This is a genomic window from Variibacter gotjawalensis, assembly GCF_002355335.1.
In the GTDB taxonomy this organism is placed as follows: Bacteria; Pseudomonadota; Alphaproteobacteria; order Rhizobiales; family Xanthobacteraceae; genus Variibacter; species Variibacter gotjawalensis.
This window is the reverse complement of sequence record NZ_AP014946.1, coordinates 752,891-773,179: the sequence shown is the minus strand read 5'-3', so window position 1 is coordinate 773,179 and position 20,289 is coordinate 752,891. Positions and strand designations below refer to the sequence as shown.

The following is a 20,289-nucleotide window of genomic DNA, read 5'->3' as shown; positions in this document are numbered from 1 at the left end:
ATGATTTAAAGATTATTTCTTTGCGCTAGCGATTTGTAGCAATGCGCGGTGAACGTAAGCGGTGCTCAGTGAAGCGTTCTGACGGACGGCTAAGCCGAGATCACCAAGGTCAACAATCATCTTAGCAAGCCGCGCCGCATCCCAAGCTCGGAGCGCCTGCTCCCACGATCGTTTCCGCTTAAAGAATATCTGCGGGCCGATCGCGTCTTCAACCGGTGTCCCACCTTCGACATTTAGCCGAGCGCGATGAAGCTGAGCGCATTGTCGTGCGGCCGCAAAGATGATGCCGCCGGGCGATCCGCCTTCCTCGAGTGCCTTGCCGAATAGAGCTTCGACTTGGCGCGGTTGTTTTGCGAAGGCGGCGTCGATCAACTCGTCCATCGCCCAAGACGACGAATCACCGACGACGGCTGCGACATCGTCGAGCGTCACCTCGCCGCGGCCGTGCGCGTATGTCGCGAGCTTCTGAATTTCACCGCGCGATGCGCGCCGGTCGCCGCCTAGCAGAGCAGCAAGCGCCGTCCGCGCTTCGCTGCTGATCTTTAGATTCGCGGCGCGCATCTCTTCGTCAATCAGCTTGGCGAGATCTTGCGCGGTGTCGACGTAACACGGGATGGCGGTGACGGCCGGGTTGCGTTCGCCGAGCGCACGCAGCGGAGCCGACTTCTTCAAGTCGCCGGCCTCGATGACGATCCGCGTTTCGCGCAGTTGGCCGCCTTTGATCAAAGCTTCCAGAGCCGAAACAAAATTGCGGCTGCCTGCGCGAACCCAGATCACGCGGCGCCCGCCGAACATCGGGATCGATAGCGCCTCGTCGGCGAGACGCGCGGGATCGGCCGCGAGCTCGTCGCCCGCGATGCGCATGACGGCCATCAAGTCGCGCGGATCATCAACACTGGCGAGGACAATCGTTTCGGCTCGCTCGGAGACGAGGCCATCGTCGGGGCCAAAAAGAAGGACGATTGCGCGCGCGGGATCGGGGCGTGCGACGAAAGCGTCAACGCCCGATTTCAGCAGAGCCATTCGGGATCAGGTGCCAGCGGCTAGATGCGACGCCAAGCGATTGCGAATCTGCTCGGCGATGACGGTGGTCGCTTTGCCTTGCGCATTCCGCTGGCCACGCAACATGGCGTAACGATTTTGCTGCCCGGGAACATCGTAAGACGTGCGCGCCGTCGCCGTGCTGGTGAAGACAGGCTTTCCGGTTTTCAGATCGATCAGCGTATAGGTCGCGTCGAGCGAAATGATTTCATACTCGGCACGCGCGGTCGTCGGGTCGACGATGATCGACGAGCGGCCGTCCGTGATGTTGATCTTCAGGCTATGCGTTGCCGGCATCGACCCATTGCCACCACGCAGCGCGAACTGGAGTTCGTTGCGCAGCTCCACCGCCATACGCGCTCTCGCGTCGCCGGGCGGCGCATCGATCTGCTGAATTTCTACGGCCGCCAAGGCATCGCGCATGCTTGCGCCGCCCGCGAGGGAGCGTTCGCCGTACAGCGGCTGGAAGCAGCCGGCCGTGAGACCGGCAAGCGCCATCACGGCTGCGATGCGCATCCAGCTCTTCGCGTTGATGTTACGCAACGACATTCACGATCCTTTGCGGCACCACGATCACCTTGCGCGGCGGTTTTCCGCCGAGCGCAGCCTGAACGGCTTCTACAGCGAGCGCGGCCTGTTCGACCTCCATTATCGTCGCATTTCGGCCAACTGTCACCTCGGCTCGCTTCTTTCCGTTGATCTGGACCGGCAGCGTGACCTCGTCCTCGACCAGCAGAGCCTTCTCGACGGCCGGCCAAGTGGCTTCGGCGGCGAGGCCCTTTTGCCCTAGATTCTGCCAGCATTCCTCGGCGAGGTGCGGCATCATGGGCTGGAACAGCCGAACCAGCACATCGGCAGCCTCGCGGAAGGCCCAGGCGAAGTCGTCCGAAACCGTCTTTTGAGCGGCGGCCGCGGTGAGGCTTGCCTGCAACGCATTGGCAAATTCGTAGATGTGGGCGACGCAGCGATTGAAGCGGAGCTTCTCGACGTCGTCCGAGACTTTGGCCAAAGCGCCGTGCGTTGCCTTGCGGAGCGTGAAGGCGGGCTCGGAGAACTCGGCCGGTCGCGGTGCATCGGGCGGCGACGCAAGACGGCCGGCTTCCCCGACCAGACGGAACAAGCGCTGCACGAAACGCCATGCGCCTTGCGCGCCCTCTTCGGTCCAGATCACGTCGCGTTCGGGCGGCGAGTCGGAGAGCATGAACCAGCGCGCGGTGTCGGCGCCGAAGGTCGCGATGATGTCGTCCGGATCGACGACGTTCTTCTTCGACTTCGACATCTTCTCGATCGAACCGATCTCGACCGCCGTCCCGTCCGCAATGAGCGACGCCGTGCGCTTGCCACCGGCGTCTTCAATCTTCACTTCGGACGGCGTCACATAATAAGCGTTCTGACCGTTCCCGACACGATACGTTTCGTGCACCACCATGCCTTGCGTGAAGAGACCGGCGAACGGTTCCTTCACGGCGTTGAGGTGGTTCGTCTCCTTCATCGCGCGCGCATAGAAGCGCGAGTAAAGCAGATGCAGAATCGCGTGCTCGATGCCGCCGATATATTGATCGACCGGGAGCCAGCCCTTCTTGCCGTTGTGATCTCCGTCGACAACATCGAGTGTCGTCGGCTCGTCCGCGTTCCACGGATCCGTGAAGCGCGCGAAGTACCACGACGAGTCGACGAACGTGTCCATCGTGTCGGTGTCGCGGCGCGCATCCTTGCCGCACTGCGGACACTTCACGTTCTTCCACGTCGGGTGATGGTCGAGCGGATTGCCTGGCTTGTCGAACGTCACGTCATCCGGCAAGCGCACCGGCAAGTCTTGATTCGGAACCGGAACGGTGCCGCAAGCCTCGCAATGGATTGCGGGAATCGGGCAGCCCCAATAGCGCTGACGTGAGATGAGCCAGTCGCGCAGGCGGAACTGCACTTTGCGCTCCGCCATCGGGCGGCCGTTGATCGTCACGGCGGCGAGCCGATCCGCAACGTCGTCGAACGCTTGCTTCCACGCCATGCCGTCGAGGAAGCGCGAGTTGATCATCGTGCCGTCATCGACGAAGGCTTCATTCGCGACGGAGAATGTCGCGGCATCACCGCCCTTCGGCATGACAACAGCGACGACCGGCAAATCGTATTTGCGCGCGAAGTCGAGGTCGCGCTGATCGTGCGCGGGGCAGCCGAAGATCGCTCCGGTGCCGTAATCCATCAGCACGAAGTTGGCGACGTAAACCGGCAGCGTCCATGAATCATCGAACGGATGGACGACGCGGATGCCGGTATCAAAGCCCTTCTTTTCGGCAGTCTCGATTTCGGCCGCGGACGTGCCGCCGCGCTTCACCTCGTCGATGAAGGCCGCGAGCTTTGCGTTGTTCTCAGCCGCTTTCTTCGCGATCGGATGATCAGCCGCGATCGCCATAAAGGATGCGCCGAAGATCGTGTCGGGGCGCGTCGTATAAACTTCGAGTTCGGTCTCGCCAGCTGGTGCCGTGCCCTTCTGAATCGGCCAGCGGAGCAGCAAGCCTTCCGAGCGTCCGATCCAGTTCTCCTGCATGAGGCGAACTTTCTCGGGCCAGCGATCGAGCGTACCAAGACTGTCGAGCAGGTCTTGGCTCATCGCGGTGATCTTGAAGAACCACTGCGTGAGGTCGCGCTGTTCGACCAGCGCGCCGGAGCGCCAGCCGCGTCCGTCGATGACCTGCTCGTTGGCGAGCACCGTCATGTCTTCCGGATCCCAGTTGACCTTGGCGGATTTCCGCTCGACCAAGCCGGCCTTCCAGAAGTCGAGGAACATCTTCTGCTGGTGCTTGTAGTAAGTCGGATCGCACGTCGCGAATTCGCGCGACCAGTCGAGCGACAAGCCCATCGACTTGAGCTGCCGCTTCATCGTGTCGATGTTTTCGTAGGTCCAGATGCGCGGGTTGATCTTGTTGTCCCGCGCAGCATTTTCGGCCGGCAGACCGAAGGCGTCCCAGCCCATCGGGTGGAGCACATTGTAGCCCATCGCGCGGCGCCAACGGGCGAGCACGTCGCCCATCGTGTAGTTGCGGACGTGGCCCATATGGATGCGCCCCGATGGATACGGGAACATCTCGAGCACGTAGTACCGCGGGCGCGGGTCGTCGTTCTTCGTTTCGAAGATTTTCTGGTCGGTCCAGACTTTTTGCCAGCGCGCCTCGGCGTCGCGCGCGTTGTAACGATCCGTCGCCATTTCGGGAGCCTTTTAGATTCGGGCGGTAGGTGTCATGAAAGGGCGCGTAGGGTCAACGGTTTCGGCGTGTTTCGAGGCGCGCGGAGCCGGATTCGATGGATGAGATAAAGAATGTCGACTGTCGCGCAATATGAGGCCGTGACACACGAGATTGCCGCCGCTTCGGTCGAGGCCGGGCGGCCAGCGGATGCAGTCTCGCTTGTAGCGGTGACGAAAACGATCGCGGCGGAGGGGATTTGGCCCGTGATCGCGGCCGGGCATCGTGTTTTCGGCGAGAATCGCGTGCAGGAGGCGAAGAGCAAGTGGCCGGAGCTTAAAGAGAGGCAAGCCGGGATCGAGCTGCATCTGATCGGGCCGCTGCAATCCAATAAAGCCAAGGAAGCGCTGGCCCTGTTCGATGTGATCCAAACGGTCGACCGGACGAGTTTGTGCGCAGCATTGGCGAAGGAGATCGACAAACTCGGCCACGCGCCGCGGCTGCTCGTGCAGGTCAATACGGGCGCGGAGCCGCAAAAAGCCGGCGTGCTGCCGGAGGAGGCGGACGCCTTCATCGCAGCATGCCGCGGCGAATTCGGTTTCGCGATCGATGGCTTGATGTGTATTCCGCCGGCGGATGAGGCGCCGGGCCCGCATTTCGCGCTGCTGGGCAAGATAGCCGAACGCAATGGCCTCAAGACGCTGTCGATGGGCATGAGCGCGGACTACGTCACGGCAGTGCGGCTTGGCGCGACGCATGTCCGTGTCGGCTCGGCGATCTTCGGCGAACGGCCGAAGCTTTAGCGAATCTCGATTCGGGTCCGTTTCGACATGCGTCCAAGCAAACGGCGCAGCTCGGCACCCGTCAATCCGACACAGCCGGCGGTCGGTGAAAAATCTTTGCGCGCCAGATGGATAAAGACCGCGCTGCCGCGCCCCGCTACGCGCGGGTGCGTGTTGTGATCGATCTCGATGATAATGTCGTAGAGATGGTCGTCGCGGGTCAGCCGGTCGCCTGCCGCACCTGGGCCGAGCCGGATCGGCTGATTGTAGCGACGGTCCTTCGGATCTTCGCACCAGGCGTCGTCAGGGCGAATTGGCCGCGTCGGCAGCAACGTTTGCGGCCGCGAGCCGCGATCTTTCCGCCACCAGACCCGGACGGGCAGGAATACGCCGCGCGGCGTGCCGCCATCACCTTCCCGCTTGTCGGCGAGGATGCCGCCGCGCCCGAGGGAGACCGGAATGCTGCGACCGTCCAGCTTTAGCCAGCCTTTGCTCCGCGCACCGGCGCGGGCCCGGATCTGCACCAAACCGGCGCATCTCACGCCCTCGTGACCGGAATCATGCTGCATTGCCAAACGGTAATTTCCTCTCAGGATGGAAATTCGCCTAAACTCGCCCCAACTCTATAGCAAGCAGCTTTTCCTGCGGCATTGCGGCCTCTTTCGCTTTGCCGCCAAAAAATTGAAATGGGTCCATGGCCAATCCCCGTACGATTTTGATCGTCGATGACGATCCCGAACTCCGCGGCATGCTCGCAGAGCAGCTGCAGACCGAATTCGACCCCGTCGTTGCCGATAGCGGCGCCAACGGCATCGAGAGCGCAAGGGCAAAGGCACCGGACTTGGTGCTGATGGATGTCGGACTTCCCGATATCGACGGGCGCGAGGCTGTCCGCCAGCTCCGTGAAAGCGGCTTCAAGGCTCCGGTGATCATGCTCACGGGCCACGACAGCGACGCCGACACGATCATGGGCCTGGAGTCGGGCGCCAACGACTACGTCACCAAGCCTTTCCGCTTCTCGGTGCTGCTCGCCCGCATTCGCGCGCAGCTGCGCCAGCATGAAGCCAGCGAGGACGCGGTCTTCACGATCGGGCCGTACGCGTTCCGTCCAGGCGCGAAAATGCTGCAGAGCGAAAAGGCCAAGGTCCGGCTGACCGAGAAGGAAACCGCGATTCTGCGCTTCCTCTTCCGGGCCGGCCAAAAGCCGGTGTCGCGCGAGACGCTGCTGCAGGAGGTCTGGGGCTACAACTCGGGCGTCACCACGCACACGCTCGAGACGCATATCTATCGCTTGCGCCAGAAGGTCGAACTCGACGCGACCAGCCCGGCGATCCTGGTGACGGAAGCGGGCGGCTATAAGCTAATCCCGTAGCGATCCGTCATCCTGAGGAGCCCGGGCCGGCTAAGCCGGCATGGGCGTCTCGAAGGACGACGGCCTGGATACGGCGGCACTTCGGCCGTCGTGGTTCGAGACGCGGCCGGGTCGGCTGCGCCGACTAAAGCCGCTCCTCACCATGACGGAGCCCTCACGGCCTGTTAAGCCGAATCAGCAAATGTGCTCTGATCGGTTTGACGGATGGCTATCGACGACGACATAGCGCTGCTGGAACGCGTCCCCACCTTCTCGGTGCTGGGGCGTGAGGCCTTGCGCGTGCTTGTCATCGGCTCCGAGAGCAAGGCGCTCCAGCAGGGTGAAGTCCTGTTTCGCGAAGGCGATGTGGCTGATGCCGGCTACGTCGTCGAAATTGGCTCGCTCCGGGCGATCGGCCGTGAACGGCTGATGCAGCAAGTCGAACTGTCGCGCGGAACGCTGATCGGCGAGACCGCCCTGTTGGTGCAGACGCGCCGGCCTATGACCGTGATGGCGGCCGAGCCCGCGTCCGTCATGCGGATCCCGCGCGCGCTCTTCATCAAGATGCTGCAAGGCTACCCGACTGTCGCGCGCCGCCTGCAACAGACGTTGTCCGAACGCACGCAGCGTTTCGTCAACGACCTCGCCAAGGTGCGCAAGGTGCTGGACGTCAGCGAAGAGCCGAAGGACGTTCCGCCCGCGAAAGCGTCCGAGCCGCCGAAGGCGGATGAAGCTAAGCCCGCGCCTAAGAGCTGAGGTACATCGTCCTGATTCCGCTCACTCCCGCGAAAGCGGGAGTCCAGTCAGCGTGCGGTAGCACGCATCCAACTCCTGCTGCAGCTGTAGCGCCCTCCGGGCGCGAGCTGGATACCCGCTTTCGCGGGTATGAGCGGAGAATTGTTGCGACGCTCAGACGTCAATCGTCGCCGTGACCGGAACGTGGTCGGACGGGCGCGTCCAGCTGCGGGCGGCTTTCAGAATCTCAATCAAAGAGACACGGTCGGCGAGCGCGGGGCTCGTCCAAAAGTGATCGAGGCGGCGGCCTTTGTCGGCGGTCGCCCAATCTGGCGAGCGATAACTCCACCACGTGTACAGCTTCGCGGGCTCCGGCGTCTGCGCGCGCATCGCGTCGACCCAGCCGCCCGCATGCTGCGCAGCAATCAGCTTCTCGCACTCGATCGGCGTGTGCGAGACGATGCGCAGCATCTGCTTGTGGCTCCACACGTCGTGTTCAAGCGGAGCGACGTTGAGATCGCCGACAAGGATCGCGCGCGCGTTCTGCGCCGGGTGCAGGCGCGGGTGATCGCGCAACTCATCGAGAAACGAGAGCTTATGTGCGAATTTCGGATTGGCTTCGGGATCGGGAATGTCGCCGCCGGCCGGCACGTAGAAGTTGTTGACCGTGATCGGATCGGCGAAACCGGCGCGCTCGCCGAAGGTCACCGCGATGTGGCGGCAATCGCTCTTGCCGCAGAAGCTTTCGATCGTGTGCGGCGCTTCGAACGGCAATCGCGAGAGGATCGCGACGCCGTGGTAGCCCTTCTGTCCATTCAGCGCGGCATGCTCGTAGCCGAGACAGCGGAAGCGCTTCATCGGAAACACTTCGTCCGGGCACTTGGTCTCCTGCAGACACAGAACATCCGGCCTCGCCGCTTTAAGAAACTTGGCGACGAGGTCGATGCGAAAGCGCACCGAGTTGATGTTCCAGGTCGTGACGCGGAGCATCGCTTGCCGCAGTTACGCGACGGGCTTGAGGCTTTCACGCTCCATCGCGCGCTTGACGGCCGGACGCTCCCACATCTTGCGCGCATGCGCCGTGTAGGCCGGATAGTCCTTCGCCATGTCGTACTGCAGGACCGGCCCGCGGCCCCACGTCCAGAAGACGAAAGCGTAGGCGTCGGCGACCGAATAGGTCTCGCCGGCAGCCCAAGGGTGCGCGGCGATCTTCTTTTCGATCATCGCCCAGACGTCGCGCGCGGTCTCGCGGCCCGTCGCGATGACGTCCTCGAGCGACTTCGGATCGCTAGCATAGCGTTCGGGGCGGCGGATATGCGCGTATGTGATGTGCACGGTCGACGAGATGAAGGCGAGCCATTCGGTGCAGCGCGCCTCCTCGATGGGATCGTCCGGCCACAGCTTCGCGGCCGGTGCCTTGCGCGCGACATAGCGCAGGATCGCGGGGTTCTCGGTCAGCGTGAAGTCGCCGTCCTGGATCGCCGGGACTCGGCCCTTCGGATTGATCTTGAGATATTCCGGCGTCTTCTGCTCGCCCTTCGCGAGCGCGATCAGCGCCGGGTCGAAGCCGAGCCCGGATTCTTCCAGCGCGATATGCGAGGCGAGGGCGCACGAGCCGGGCGAATAGAAGAACTTGATGCTGGACATGGAAATGCTCCGGGTGGCGCGTGCCGCGTCTTGTTGTCGAGGATGGAGCGGGTTTGTGCGCCTGCGCCGAACCACCGTCAAGCGCTGCTAAACTACTTCGGCAGGCCCTCGATCATCTTGCGCAGCGCGGTCTGCATCCCCTTGACGTTGGCATCCGACTGGCCGCCGCGTTCCAGGCCATCGAGCAATCCGAGCGCCTCCTCCAGCCAGGCGCGTTTCTCCGCTTCGGTTCCGCCGGAAGAGAAGAGGCCGTAAAGCGCGAGCGCGGCGTCGATCACGTCATTCTTGAGCGGCGCGCGGGCGAGCAGCTTGCGGATATTCTCGATGCGCTCGCGGTTGACGGCGTGGAGGCCTTCGCGGTCACCGGCTTTCTCCTTTGCGGTGGCCATCAGGCTCAGCGTCAAGGTGAGATCGCGCAGCCAGACGCCGTCACCGCGATCCTGCGCGGCCACGCGGCGGGCAACGACGAGCGTCTCTTCGTAGCCCTGAATGGCGCCCGGATAATCGCCGCGTTTGGCGCGCGCGTCCGCGATACGGCGAAGCGCGCCGGAGAGATCGCGCAGGAGTTCGATATCGTTCGGCGCCATCGTCACGAGGCGGCGCGTCACTTCGAGCGCTTCCTGCGAGAGCACTTCGGATTCGGCGACCTTGTCCTGGAAGTAGCGGATCGTGGCGGCGAATTGCAGCGCCTTCGACAAATCGCGCAGGCGCTGCGCGTTGTCGGGATCGCGTTTGGCGAGATCGCGTGCGACTTCGAGCGCCTCGTCGGCGAGCACCTGCGCGGCGGCGAACTCCTGCGCCAGCATTCTGGCGCCGGCAATCTTGGTGAGGCCGGTGGCGAGATCGCGGCGGCGGTTGAGGTCGTTCGGATCGAGCGCCGCGTTGCGGCGGCTGATCTGCACGGCCTCTTCGTAATACGGCAACGCGCCTTTTGGGTCGAAGGCCATCGCCTTGGTGTCGCCGAGCCGTTCGAGCACCAGCGTCAGATCGCGCGCCCATTTGATGTTGGTGTTGTCGCGCGCGACGAGCGCCCGCGAGACGGTGAGCGCTTCCTCCAGCGACGTGATCGCGCCGGCGTTGTCGCCTGCGGCCGTTTGCCCATCGGAGAATGCGACAAGCGTATCGGCAAGATCGTTCTGCCATTGCGCGTTGTTAGCGTCGCGCGCGACGAGAGCGCGGATCGTTTTCAACGCTTCGGCAAAATCTGTTTGCGCGGCGGCGAGATTGCCGGCCGAAAGCTTGCGCTGACCGGTGCGCTTGAGCGTGACCATCAGGTCGCGCTGCAGGTCGACGCTGTCAGGATTGTCCGCGATCAACTTGCGCAGCGTGACGAGGCTTTCGTCCTGCAGCCGTTCGGACTCGGCTGCATTGCCCATTTGTCCGGTGAGGATCGCGATGCGCTCGAAGATCACGATTTGATCACGCAGCCACAGTGGGCGTTTCGGGTCGATGGTGAGCAACTTGCGGACAATCGCGAGGGCTTCCTGCAGCGAGTCCATCGCGCGCTTCGCATCGCCGGTGCGCGTGTAGATCTCCGAGAAGCGCAGCAGCATGGCAGCGCGGCTGCGCTGCAGGTCCGCGTCGTTCGGTGCGGTGGCGACGAGGGTGTCGATCGTCTTGCGGACGGTCTCGAGTATCTTCTGCACGGCTTCGCCGCGCACGCCTTCGAGATTTTCGAGGCCAATCGCGATGTCGAAGATGAGACCGTCGACGGTGCCCTTCGCGGCCGTGAAGTTCGCTTCGGCGCGGGCCTTCTCGGCACGGGCGATTTGCGCGTTGCGCGAAGCTTCGACCCACTGCCAGCCGGCAAGCGCCGCGACGCAAGCGAAGACTATTGCGGCCGCAGCGACAGCACGCTGGCGCAGCCGCGCGCGGCTGCCGGAGGCGGCAACGTATTGCTTCGTCTCGGAGGGCAGTTCGTCCCCGTAGGTTTTGACGATCTGCTCGGCTTCGGCGAGCGGGAGGCCGGCGCCGACGAGGAGATCGCGCGATTTTCCGGCTTTCTGCCAGCGGTCACGCTGTCCCTCGACGTCGGCGCGGATGCGGTAGAAGTCGGCATTCTCGGCGACGATGGCGCTGGCGCGCTTCCAGCTTTGCAGCACGCGTGCATGGGCGAGGCGGACCGTAGCCTCAGCGGATTCGCCGGAAGCGAGGAGAATGCGGGCGTCGACGAGCGCGCGGACGAGATTGGCCGAGGCTTCGTCGTAGGCCGCTTCGCTGCGCGGGACCGAGCGGATGTCGAGACTTGCGCTGCCGGCGGCGGCGGGAATCGCGAGCTGGCGGAGGAGCCGCGGCAATCGCGCGCGATCCGTTTCCGAAAGGCCTGCGATCGCGCGTTCGGCTTCCTTGTCGACAGCGCCTTCGAGGCCGCCAAGTGCGCGATAGGCCTTGAACGTCAGCAGCGTCTGGCTGCCGTTCGACTCGCGCGCCTCGAATAGCTGGTTCAGCGTGAATTGCAGCAGCGGCAACAGGTCCGGCCGGTCGGCGTCTTTTAGAAGGCGCTCGTCGAGAGGTTCGCCGCTTGCCGGGTCCGTCTCGTAGGTGAGGTCGGCGGCTTGCGCGGGCGCGCGCACGATCTCGGCAAGCTCCGCGGCTTGCGGGGCGGCAAGATCGTAGGACGCGCCGGCCTCCTTCAGTGTGCGGAGGTCCGGCTCGTTGAGCAGCTGCTCGTAGAGATCGGCGCGTAACGTCGCAATGACCCAGACGCGGCCGGAGCGAGCGAGCAGATCGAGCAGCGTGATGAAGCGCGTGCGTTCCTGCTCGGTGGTGTCAGCGCTGAAAATATCGTCGAGCTGGTCGACGAGCAGCAGTAAGTCGGCACGGGCGGCGCGTTGATAACCCTCGCGGACCTGCACCTCGCGCGAGATCGTATCGAGCGCACCGATGATCGGCCGTAGTGCGGTCGGGTCGGCGTGGCGCAAGAGGCTGGCGAGGTCTTCGGGCGTGCGGAAGTCGGTGGCGCTCAGCTCGGGCAGCGCGGCGGGCCGGCCGCGTTCGTCGTCCGGCAGATCGTCGGCGCGATCGAACAAACGCCGCGCGAGGCTGAGCGTCGGATCGCCGCCGACCTCGCCGACGCGCATACTGGCAACGCGCCAATGATCGACTTGCGGCACGACGCCCGGCGCCGTGAGACGCGGCACGAGGCCCGCGCGAGCGAGCGATGATTTGCCGGAGCCGCTGGCGCCGTTGAGCAGCAGGAACGCGCAGCCCTTCTCGCTCGCGTCTTTGAAGCGGTCGACGGTCTTCGCGATGTCGCGGTTGCGGCCGAAGAAAACAGAGGCGTGCTTGTAGCCGAAGGCGGCGAGGCCGCGGAACGGCGAGCCTTTGATATCGGCGGGCCAAACGACCGAACGCCCGCGCAGCACTTTTTCTTCTAGCCACTTGCGCAGCAGCCGCTCGGCCTGTTCCTCGAAATCGTCGGTGCTGTTGAAGGTTTGCAGGGCCGCGATGAACTGGCCTTCGGGACTGATGAACCAGTCGTCGAAGAACTGCTTGAGCCGCTCCCACTGCGATTCGATTTGCGAACGCTCGGGGTCTTCGAGTTTGACGACCGGCGGTTCGGTGGCGCGGAAGACGTAGACGTCCGGGTGGCCGTGCTGGCGCGCCGCGTGAATCGCGGACAGCACCTCATAAGCGGTGCCGCTCGGATACGCGCGGCCTTCGGCGTCGGGCGGAAAGCTCGGGGGCAGTTCCGTGCCGAGGCGCGAGCGAAACACCGCGATGACCATGTCGCAGGCGGCGGATTCCGGGATTTGCGCCTGGAAGGTGTCGTGCGCTTTGTAGAACTCGGTTTCCCAACGGATCGGTTCGAGCTGCGCGACGCCGCGGAACTCGCCGTTCAGCCGTTCGATGACGCGCGCAAGACGCGCCCGCTCAAAGCGGGCATCACCCGGAGAAGAAACGAAGACACGGATGCGGCGCACGGAAACCTCTTCGGCGGTCTACTCGATTGCCGCGTTGTTCGCGAGCCGAGATGGCCGTTGTGAGGCGGTATCGCGGCCCGCGCGGGGGATCACGGTGGCCGCTTTTCTTGCGGCCGTGTGTCATTGCAGCTTTTTTCCGTTGTCCGTCACGACGTTGAGGAACGACATGATCTCGCGATTGAGGAACTCGACGTCGGCCGGAATGCCGCCGCCCGCCGATGCGTGACCCGTCACGCTGCCGGGGCTGATGGTGCCGACCTTCACGTCCTTGATAAATTTTGCGGCGGCTTCCGGCTCGTATTCGGGGTTCAAGAGATCCTTGGTGCCGTTGAGGATCAGTGTCTTCGCCTTGATGGCGCCGAGGGCTTTTTCGAGATCGCCGTTGTGGCCCGGTGTGGTGCCGACATCGTGCCGCTCGTAAGCCCAGGTCTGATAGATCCAATCGTTGGCGTCGAAGGCTTTGATGAGCGCTGTCTCCTGCTCCTTGAGCCACGGCAGCACGTCCATGCCGTTGTTCTTGAATTGGTCGCGATACATTTCCGGGCTGCGCGCGGCGAGGAAGCTCAGGATGTCGCGATAGAGGCGGATGCCGTTTTCGGGTGGTGCTTCGTAGTTGCCGTCCTTCCAGGCCGGATCGAGCATGATCGCCTTGCGGCTCGCATCGAGCACCGCGACGGTCCAAGCCGGCGTCTTCGCGAGCGGCACCAGCGCGATCAGGCTGTCCATCATGTTCGGATGGCTGACGCCCCATTGCAGCACCTGCATCCCGCCCATCGACGGTCCGATCACTGCGACGACGTGATTGATGCCCAGATGGTCGAGCAGCTTTTTCTGCGACGTCACCATGTCGCGGATGAGAAATTTCGGAAACTTCATGCGCGGCTGCGCGGTGGAATTCGACGGCGAAGTGGTGAGTCCGTTGCCGATCGCGTCCGTGCAGATGATGAAATACTTGTCGGTGTCGAGCGCCTTGCCGGGACCGATCAGGAAGTCGAGGCGGTGATGATTGCCGCTGATCGCCGTCACCATCAGGATTGCATTGGACTTCTTGGCGTTCAGCGTGCCGTGCGTAACGTAGGAGATCGCAAAGTCCTTGATCGTCTCACCGCCTTCGAGCGGCAGGTCGCCGATGCGGAAGAGCTGATGCGGCGCCTGGTCGGGACGATGGGCGAAAGCCGGTCCGAGAAGCATCCCGACAAGTGCGGCCGCGAGCGTGATGGTGCGCAGCATTTCGTTTCCCCCGCGCTGTTTGTTATCCGCCAAGGCTAACGGGAAGTTCGCGGCCCGGACAAGGGCGCCGAAATCCGTTGATGCGGGGACAAGTTTGCTCGGCCGCCGGTCGATGGTTAAACGCGCCTTAACCTCAGCGTCTTAACTATGAAAGCTGCCCATGAGCCCCGCCGCACCCGCTTTGAAATCGATGCCCGCTGCCGACACGCGCTCTCCGTTCGTGCGGCTGACGGATTTGCTTGAGGGTGTCGAACCCGGTAAGCCGCCGATCAGCCTCGCGGTGGGCGAGCCGCAGCATCCGATCCCGTCCTTCGTCGGGCCGATCCTGCAGGCCAATCTGGCGGATTTCGGCAAGTATCCGCCGAACAAGGGCTCTAACCGCTTTTGCGAGGCGGCCGCCGGTTGGCTGAACCGCCGTTTCAATCCTTCGCGGCCGGTCGATCCCGTGAAGGAAGTCGTCGTGCTGTCCGGCACGCGCGAAGGCCTTTTCCTCGCTGTCACGGCCGCGAAGCGGCATGTGAAGCCGCGTGCCGGCAAACCCGCCGTGCTGGTGCCGAACCCGTTTTACGCCGTCTATTCGGCGGCCGCCGTCGCAGCCGATTGCGAGCCGGTCTACATGCCGGCGACTGCGGCTTCCGGCTTTCTCCCCGATCTCGACTCGCTGAGCGATGAGTTGCTCGCGCGCACCGTCGCGTTTTTCCTCGCCTCGCCCGCCAACCCGCAAGGCGCGGTGGCGGATCGCGCCTATCTCACGCGATTGATCGGGATGGCGCGCCGGCACGGCTTCATGCTGTTCGCCGACGAGTGCTATTCGGAGATCTACACGCAGGTGTCGCCGCCCGGCATGCTGCAGGTGACGGGCGACGATTTCTCCAACGTCGTCGTCTTCCACTCTCTGTCGAAGCGTTCGAGCCTTGCGGGTTTGCGCGTCGGTTTTGCGGCCGGCGATGCGGCCTTCATCAAGCCGTATCTCGATCTGCGCACCGTCTCGGCACCGCAGGTGCCGCTGCCCGCACAGGAAGTGGCGATCGCGGCTTACAACGACGAAGCCCACGTGATCGAGAACCGCGCGATGTATGCGGCGAAGTTCGATCTCGCCGATCAGATCATCGGCGATCGCTTCGGCTACAAGCGCCCGGCCGGCGGCTTCTTCCTGTGGCTCGATGTGTCGAAAGTCTGCAGCGATCCGGAAGCGGCGCTGCGCTTGTGGCGCGAGGCCGGCGTGCGCGTCGTGCCGGGAAGTTATCTCGCGCGTGCGGGTGCTGACGGAAGTAATCCGGGCGACGGGTATCTTCGCATCGCGATGGTTCAGAATCGTGAGATCACGGCGGAGGCGCTGCATCGCCTCGTCGCGGTGCTCGAACAATGAAAATGGCAAACGAGTAGCGTATGGCAACGTTCTGGCGCAGCATCGATCCTACGGCGTTCCTCTCGGACGATCTGCGTGAAGCGATCGGCCGTCGCGCGCGCTTGCTCACCGGTCTCGGCCTGCTCGGCGTCACCGGGATGGTCGGCGTTGCGCTTGCGACGTGGTCGGTCAAAGACCCGAGCCTCACGCACGCTACCAAAGCGGCGGCGACCAACCTTCTCGGCTATCCGGGCGCGATCATCGCGGACCTGATGATGCAGCTGACCGGGCTTGCCTCGATCGTGCTACTGTTGCCGGTGGCGATTTGGGGCTGGCAGCTGGCCAGTAACCGGCCATTGCACCGCGAAAAGTTGCGCATTTCATTCTGGCTGGTCGCGCTGATCGCGATTGCGCTGACGCTGTCGGCGACGCGGGTGCCTGCGGGTTGGCCGTTGCCGACCGGGCTCGGCGGAACGCTCGGCGATGCGTTGCTGCGGCTCGCTCAGTTTGCGTTCGGTGGATCGCTGTCATCGACCGAGCGGTTCATCATCGTGGGCGCGGCCGGGACTATCGCATTCGTGGCGTTCCTGATCTCGGTCGGCCTCATGTTCCGCGCGCATGGCGAACAGGACGTCGAAGCCGAAGAGGAAGAAGAGGATTACGACGACTCGGGCGTCGAAGAGGACGAACGCCAGCGCACGCCGCTGCTCGGCCTCATCGGGCATGCTTTCCTGAGTGCGAAGGCGCGTATTGGGCGAACCTTCTCGTTCTTGCTCAATCGCTGGACGAACCGCGAGAGCGCTTCGCTCGCGCCGGCTCGGCGTGGCGAGCGCGTCGAACCACGCTGGCGCGATGCGCCGCCGGTCGAGCTGCCGGCGCATGCGGCCGGCCGTCTGCAACCGGCAGAAGATTACGAAGAGGAAGAAGACGAGGACGAGGAAGACGAGGCACCGGTTCGTGCCGCGCCGAAGAAAGCAAAGCCCGTCAAGGCGAGCAAGCGTGGCGATAAATACGAACTGCCGTCGCTGAATCTGCTGGCGCCACCCGTGAAGGAGAAGGTGTCGCTCTCTTCGGATCAACTCGAAGCGAATGCGACCGCGCTCGAAGGCGTGCTGGTCGACTTCGGCGTGCGCGGCGAGATCATCAATGCGCGGCCGGGTCCCGTCGTCACGCTGTATGAGCTCGAGCCCGCGCCGGGCATCAAATCTTCCCGCGTGATCGGCCTCGCCGACGATATCGCGCGCTCGATGAGCGCGGTGTCGGCGCGTGTCGCGGTCGTGCAGGGCCGCAACGCGATCGGCATCGAATTGCCGAATGCGAAGCGCGAGAAGGTGTCCTTCCGCGAACTGCTGACCGCCGAGGATTACACAAATGGCCCGCACAAGCTGGCGATCTGTCTCGGTAAGACGATCGGCGGCGAGCCCGTGATCGTCGACCTCGCGCGCATGCCGCACTTGCTGATCGCCGGCACCACCGGCTCCGGTAAGTCGGTCGCCATCAATACGATGATCCTGTCGTTGCTGTACCGGCTCAAGCCCGAGCAGTGCCGTTTGATCATGATCGACCCGAAGATGCTGGAACTCTCGGTTTACGAGGGCATCCCGCACCTGCTGACGCCTGTCGTCACCGATCCGAAGAAGGCCGTCACCGCGCTCAAATGGGCGGTGCGCGAGATGGAAGACCGCTACCGCAAGATGTCGAAGATCGGTGTGCGCAACATCGATGGCTACAACGTGCGGGTCGCCGAAGCGAAGCAGAAGGGCGAGACGCTGACGCGCTCGGTGCATACCGGTTACGACAAGGAAAGCGGTCAGGCGATCTACGAAGAGGAGATGCTCGAGCTCGAGCCGTTGCCGCTGATCGTCGTCATCGTCGACGAAATGGCCGACCTGATGATGGTCGCCGGCAAGGATATCGAAGGCGCGATCCAGCGCCTTGCGCAGATGGCGCGTGCGGCCGGCATCCACGTCGTGCTCGCGACGCAGCGCCCGTCCGTCGACGTCATCACGGGCACGATCAAGGCGAACTTCCCGACCCGTATCTCCTTCCAGGTCACGTCGAAAATCGACAGCCGCACGATTCTCGGCGAGCAAGGTGCCGAGCAACTGCTCGGCCAGGGCGACATGCTCTACATGGCGGGCGGCGGACGCATCAGCCGTGTGCACGGACCGTTCTGCTCGGATGAAGAAGTTGAGAAAGTCGTGCGTCACCTCAAGTCGCAAGGTGCGCCGCAATATCTCGAAGCCGTCACGGCATCGCTCGAAGAAGACGAGGACAATCCGGTGTTCGACGCGACCGGCATGGGCGGTGGCGATGAGGGCGGCGACCTCTTCAGCCAGGCCGTGCAGATCGTCGTTCGCGATCAGAAGGCATCGACCAGCTACATCCAGCGGCGCCTGCAGATCGGCTACAACAAGGCTGCATCGCTGATGGAGCGGATGGAGAAGGAAGGCGTCGTCGGTCAGGCAAATCACGCCGGAAAACGCGAAATCCTCATCGGGAATGACAATAACGCGTGAGGTGGACGTGATCTCACCGGAATTCTGTGCCAGATTTGTACGGCAGCCGCGAAATCGCCATAACGCACGGTGTAGAAAACAGGCTGAAACAAAAGTCGTCCAGAATACACGACGCCTTTGGTTTTGAAGGTGGGGGATCCGGCTTTGCCGGGGTACGGAGAGATAATGCGTAAGACTGTTGGCCTCGCCGTCGCACTGAGCTTTTCGGCACTGCCGTTTGCGGCTCACGCTCAGGCCGCTGGAAATCCAGAACCATCCGTCGTCGCTCAAGGCCTCCCGCTGCCCGCTACGCCGCGCAATCAGCGTACCGCAAAGGCCGGAACGCTCGACGCCGCGCAACGTCAAATGGTCGAGCGCATCAACACCTATATGAGCAGCGTGCAGACGCTGATCGGCGATTTCGTTCAAGTCGGGCCGGATGGTCGCCGTAGCGACGGCAAGTTCTATCTGCAGAAGCCGGGCCGCGTCCGCTTCGAATACAGCCTGCCGAATCCGCTCGAACTCGTCGCCGACGGCAAGTCGGTGGCGATTCGCGATCGCAAACTGGCAACGCAAGACTTGTTGCTCGTCTCGCAGACGCCGCTGCGCTTCCTGCTGTCCGAGAAGATCGATCTCTTACGCGAAGGCAATATCGTCAACGTCTATCAGGACGATCAATTCGTCACGGTGGTGGTCGACGAGAAGAACACGCTCGGTGGCACGCATCGCCTGCAGCTGATGTTCAACCCGAAGGACACGCAGCTCAAGCAGTGGACCGTGACGGACCCGCAGGGCTACGACACCACGGTCGCGCTGTATAATCTCGACGCCAGCAAGCGTCCGGATCCGGGCTTGTTCCGCATCAATTACGAGACGTTCCGGAATTGATCCGGCAAAACGTCGATCCGTCATCCTTCGAGACGCGGCTTCGCCGCTCCTCACCATGACGGGGCAAGCGCGCCCAGGTTGACGTAGGCCTTCCATCAGGCAGAACGAAAGCGATTGACGGTTTTCCCCGGCGGGCGCACAACCTCCGCATGAACCAAGCTGTCGTTGTCGACCAAGCTTCTGCGCAGCCGGTTTCGCCGGCCCGGAGCGGCTCCACACACTTCGATGTCATCGTGGTGGGCGCTGGTCTCTCCGGTATCGGGGCCGCGTACAATCTCCAGAGCAAATGTCCGCAGCGGACCTTCGCTATCCTCGAAGGACGCGATGCGATTGGCGGCACGTGGGACCTGTTCCGTTATCCGGGCATCCGATCCGACTCGGATATGCACACGCTCGGCTTCAACTTCCGGCCGTGGAACGGCGAGAAGGCTATCGCGGACGGTCCGTCGATCCGCGATTACGTTCGCGAAACCGCCGAGGTCTACGGCATCGACAAGAAAATCCGCTTCGGCCACCGCGTCGTGAAGGCCGATTGGTCGTCTGCCGATGCGGCGTGGACGCTCACGGTCGAGACGGCGGACGGCGCGAAGACCTTCTCGTGCAACTTCCTCTATTGCTGCAGCGGCTATTACGACTACGCGGGCGGCTACATGCCGGGATGGCCCGGGATGGATACGTTCGCGGGGACGATCGCGCATCCGCAGAAGTGGCCGGAGGAACTCGATTACACCGGCAAGCGCGTCGTCGTGATCGGATCGGGCGCAACCGCCGTGACGCTCGTGCCGGCAATGAGCGAGAAGGCCGCGCATGTGACCATGCTCCAGCGTTCGCCGACCTACATCATCGCGCGTCCGGCCGAGGACGCGATCGCGAATTTCCTCAATCGCGTTCTGCCGCGGCGGATCGCCGGATCGCTGACGAAGTGGAAGAACGTCGCGCGCCAGCAGTATTACTATCGCATGATGCGGAAGAAGCCGGCCTTCGCGAAGGGCGCGCTGATCCATCTCGCCAAGCAGCAGCTGCCGGAAGGTTACGACGTCGCGAAGCATCTGACGCCGCGTTACAACCCGTGGGACGAGCGCCTGTGTCTGGTGCCGGACGGCGATCTTTTCCGTGTGATCCGCGACGGCAAGGCCGCGATCGAGACCGACACGATCGAGACGTTCATGCCCACCGGTCTGAAGCTCGCGTCGGGAAAAGAGATTCCGGCCGACATTATCGTGACGGCGACCGGCCTCAATGTGCAGCTGCTCGGCGGGATGCAGCTCACGGTCGACGGCAAGCCGGTCGAGCTCGGCAAAACGGTCAGCTTCAAGGGCGCGATGTTCTCGGGCATTCCCAATCTCGCGCTTGCGTTCGGGTATGCGAATGCGTCGTGGACGCTGAAGGCGGATCTGTCGTCGGCGTATCTTTGCCGCTTGCTCAATCACATGGACGCGCGTGGCTATGCTGCGGTCATGCCGCGCGAGATGCCGATCGTGGACGACGCGGCCGCGATGCTGCCGCTGCAGTCAGGCTACATCAAGCGCTCGATGCATCTGATGCCGAAGCAAGGCGCGGAAGCTCCCTGGAAGGCGAACCACAATTACATGCTCGACGTTTTCGAGTTCCGCTTCGGCAAGGTTGATGATGCGGCGCTCGTCTTCACGCCGCGTGCTGCGCGATAG

The 20,289-nt window shown here is 63.5% G+C and carries 15 protein-coding genes; 7 read left to right on the top strand and 8 right to left on the bottom strand.

Annotation, left to right across the window (positions count from 1 at the left end):
- Positions 1-12: 12 nt before the first annotated feature.
- Genes holA through leuS form a run of 3 tightly spaced genes read right to left on the bottom strand, consistent with a single transcriptional unit; the run spans position 13 to position 4,243 of the window.
- Complete coding sequence (gene holA / locus GJW30_RS03720; protein ID WP_096351793.1) at positions 13-1,023, bottom strand: DNA polymerase III subunit delta; 1,011 nt, start codon at positions 1,021-1,023, stop codon at positions 13-15.
- Between the two features lie 6 nt (positions 1,024-1,029).
- Positions 1,030-1,590, bottom strand: a complete 561-nt coding sequence (gene lptE, locus GJW30_RS03715) for an LPS assembly lipoprotein LptE (RefSeq protein WP_245408646.1) — start codon at positions 1,588-1,590, stop codon at positions 1,030-1,032.
- The gene (leuS, locus tag GJW30_RS03710) at positions 1,577-4,243 is read right to left on the bottom strand and encodes a leucine--tRNA ligase (protein ID WP_096351790.1); all 2,667 of its coding nucleotides are present in this window, start codon (positions 4,241-4,243) and stop codon (positions 1,577-1,579) included. The genes lptE and leuS overlap by 14 nt, the downstream gene beginning before the upstream one ends.
- Positions 4,244-4,354: 111 nt before the next feature.
- On the opposite strand from leuS, the gene GJW30_RS03705 reads away from it, so the two are divergent.
- Positions 4,355-5,023, top strand: coding sequence for a YggS family pyridoxal phosphate-dependent enzyme (locus GJW30_RS03705; RefSeq protein WP_096351787.1), 669 nt, complete (start codon positions 4,355-4,357; stop codon positions 5,021-5,023).
- Here the strand turns inward: GJW30_RS03705 and GJW30_RS03700 are convergent.
- Positions 5,020-5,571, bottom strand: coding sequence for a L,D-transpeptidase family protein (locus tag GJW30_RS03700; protein ID WP_096351785.1), 552 nt, complete (start codon positions 5,569-5,571; stop codon positions 5,020-5,022). The genes GJW30_RS03705 and GJW30_RS03700 overlap by 4 nt on opposite strands.
- A gap of 125 nt (positions 5,572-5,696) precedes the next feature.
- Between GJW30_RS03700 and GJW30_RS03695 the strand changes: the two genes are divergently transcribed.
- Entirely contained in the window at positions 5,697-6,374 is a 678-nt protein-coding gene (locus GJW30_RS03695) for a response regulator transcription factor (RefSeq protein WP_096351782.1), read from the top strand.
- Positions 6,375-6,578: 204 nt separating this feature from the next.
- The gene (locus tag GJW30_RS03690; protein ID WP_096351779.1) at positions 6,579-7,109 is read left to right on the top strand and encodes a cyclic nucleotide-binding domain-containing protein; all 531 of its coding nucleotides are present in this window, start codon (positions 6,579-6,581) and stop codon (positions 7,107-7,109) included.
- 153 nt (positions 7,110-7,262) lie between these two features.
- Here GJW30_RS03690 and GJW30_RS03685 read toward each other — a convergent pair whose 3' ends face one another.
- From GJW30_RS03685 to GJW30_RS03670, 4 genes are all read right to left on the bottom strand, one after another.
- Positions 7,263-8,078, bottom strand: coding sequence for an exodeoxyribonuclease III (locus GJW30_RS03685; protein ID WP_096351776.1), 816 nt, complete (start codon positions 8,076-8,078; stop codon positions 7,263-7,265).
- 12 nt (positions 8,079-8,090) lie between these two features.
- Positions 8,091-8,735 carry a glutathione S-transferase family protein gene (locus tag GJW30_RS03680; protein WP_096351773.1) on the bottom strand — a complete coding sequence of 215 codons (645 nt, stop codon included), beginning with the start codon at positions 8,733-8,735 and terminating at the stop codon, positions 8,091-8,093.
- 92 nt (positions 8,736-8,827) lie between these two features.
- On the bottom strand, positions 8,828-12,658 hold the full coding sequence (locus GJW30_RS03675; RefSeq protein WP_096351770.1) for an nSTAND1 domain-containing NTPase: 3,831 nt from the start codon (positions 12,656-12,658) through the stop codon (positions 8,828-8,830).
- A gap of 120 nt (positions 12,659-12,778) precedes the next feature.
- Entirely contained in the window at positions 12,779-13,888 is a 1,110-nt protein-coding gene (locus tag GJW30_RS03670) for an alpha/beta fold hydrolase (protein WP_096351767.1), read from the bottom strand.
- 160 nt (positions 13,889-14,048) lie between these two features.
- Here GJW30_RS03670 and GJW30_RS03665 point away from each other — a divergent pair, with 160 nt between their 5' ends.
- The 4 genes from GJW30_RS03665 (at position 14,049) to GJW30_RS03650 (ending at position 20,289) form a co-directional block, all read left to right on the top strand.
- On the top strand, positions 14,049-15,257 hold the full coding sequence (locus GJW30_RS03665) for an aminotransferase class I/II-fold pyridoxal phosphate-dependent enzyme (RefSeq protein WP_096351764.1): 1,209 nt from the start codon (positions 14,049-14,051) through the stop codon (positions 15,255-15,257).
- Between the two features lie 20 nt (positions 15,258-15,277).
- Positions 15,278-17,755, top strand: a complete 2,478-nt coding sequence (locus GJW30_RS03660) for an FtsK/SpoIIIE family DNA translocase (protein ID WP_096351761.1) — start codon at positions 15,278-15,280, stop codon at positions 17,753-17,755.
- 165 nt (positions 17,756-17,920) lie between these two features.
- Entirely contained in the window at positions 17,921-18,622 is a 702-nt protein-coding gene (locus tag GJW30_RS03655; RefSeq protein WP_096351759.1) for an outer-membrane lipoprotein carrier protein LolA, read from the top strand.
- A gap of 149 nt (positions 18,623-18,771) precedes the next feature.
- The gene (locus GJW30_RS03650) at positions 18,772-20,289 is read left to right on the top strand and encodes a flavin-containing monooxygenase (protein ID WP_096351757.1); all 1,518 of its coding nucleotides are present in this window, start codon (positions 18,772-18,774) and stop codon (positions 20,287-20,289) included.

What these genes read in the sequence shown, in the direction of transcription:
- holA (WP_096351793.1), bottom strand. Translation starts at nt 1,023, where the DNA reads ATGGCTCTGCTGAAATCGGGCGTTGACGCTTTCGTCGCACGCCCCGAT.
- lptE (WP_245408646.1), bottom strand. Translation starts at nt 1,590, where the DNA reads ATGTCGTTGCGTAACATCAACGCGAAGAGCTGGATGCGCATCGCAGCC.
- leuS (WP_096351790.1), bottom strand. Translation starts at nt 4,243, where the DNA reads ATGGCGACGGATCGTTACAACGCGCGCGACGCCGAGGCGCGCTGGCAA.
- GJW30_RS03705 (WP_096351787.1), top strand. Translation starts at nt 4,355, where the DNA reads ATGTCGACTGTCGCGCAATATGAGGCCGTGACACACGAGATTGCCGCC.
- GJW30_RS03700 (WP_096351785.1), bottom strand. Translation starts at nt 5,571, where the DNA reads ATGCAGCATGATTCCGGTCACGAGGGCGTGAGATGCGCCGGTTTGGTG.
- GJW30_RS03695 (WP_096351782.1), top strand. Translation starts at nt 5,697, where the DNA reads ATGGCCAATCCCCGTACGATTTTGATCGTCGATGACGATCCCGAACTC.
- GJW30_RS03690 (WP_096351779.1), top strand. Translation starts at nt 6,579, where the DNA reads ATGGCTATCGACGACGACATAGCGCTGCTGGAACGCGTCCCCACCTTC.
- GJW30_RS03685 (WP_096351776.1), bottom strand. Translation starts at nt 8,078, where the DNA reads ATGCTCCGCGTCACGACCTGGAACATCAACTCGGTGCGCTTTCGCATC.
- GJW30_RS03680 (WP_096351773.1), bottom strand. Translation starts at nt 8,735, where the DNA reads ATGTCCAGCATCAAGTTCTTCTATTCGCCCGGCTCGTGCGCCCTCGCC.
- GJW30_RS03670 (WP_096351767.1), bottom strand. Translation starts at nt 13,888, where the DNA reads ATGCTGCGCACCATCACGCTCGCGGCCGCACTTGTCGGGATGCTTCTC.
- GJW30_RS03665 (WP_096351764.1), top strand. Translation starts at nt 14,049, where the DNA reads ATGAGCCCCGCCGCACCCGCTTTGAAATCGATGCCCGCTGCCGACACG.
- GJW30_RS03660 (WP_096351761.1), top strand. Translation starts at nt 15,278, where the DNA reads ATGGCAACGTTCTGGCGCAGCATCGATCCTACGGCGTTCCTCTCGGAC.
- GJW30_RS03655 (WP_096351759.1), top strand. Translation starts at nt 17,921, where the DNA reads ATGCGTAAGACTGTTGGCCTCGCCGTCGCACTGAGCTTTTCGGCACTG.
- GJW30_RS03650 (WP_096351757.1), top strand. Translation starts at nt 18,772, where the DNA reads ATGAACCAAGCTGTCGTTGTCGACCAAGCTTCTGCGCAGCCGGTTTCG.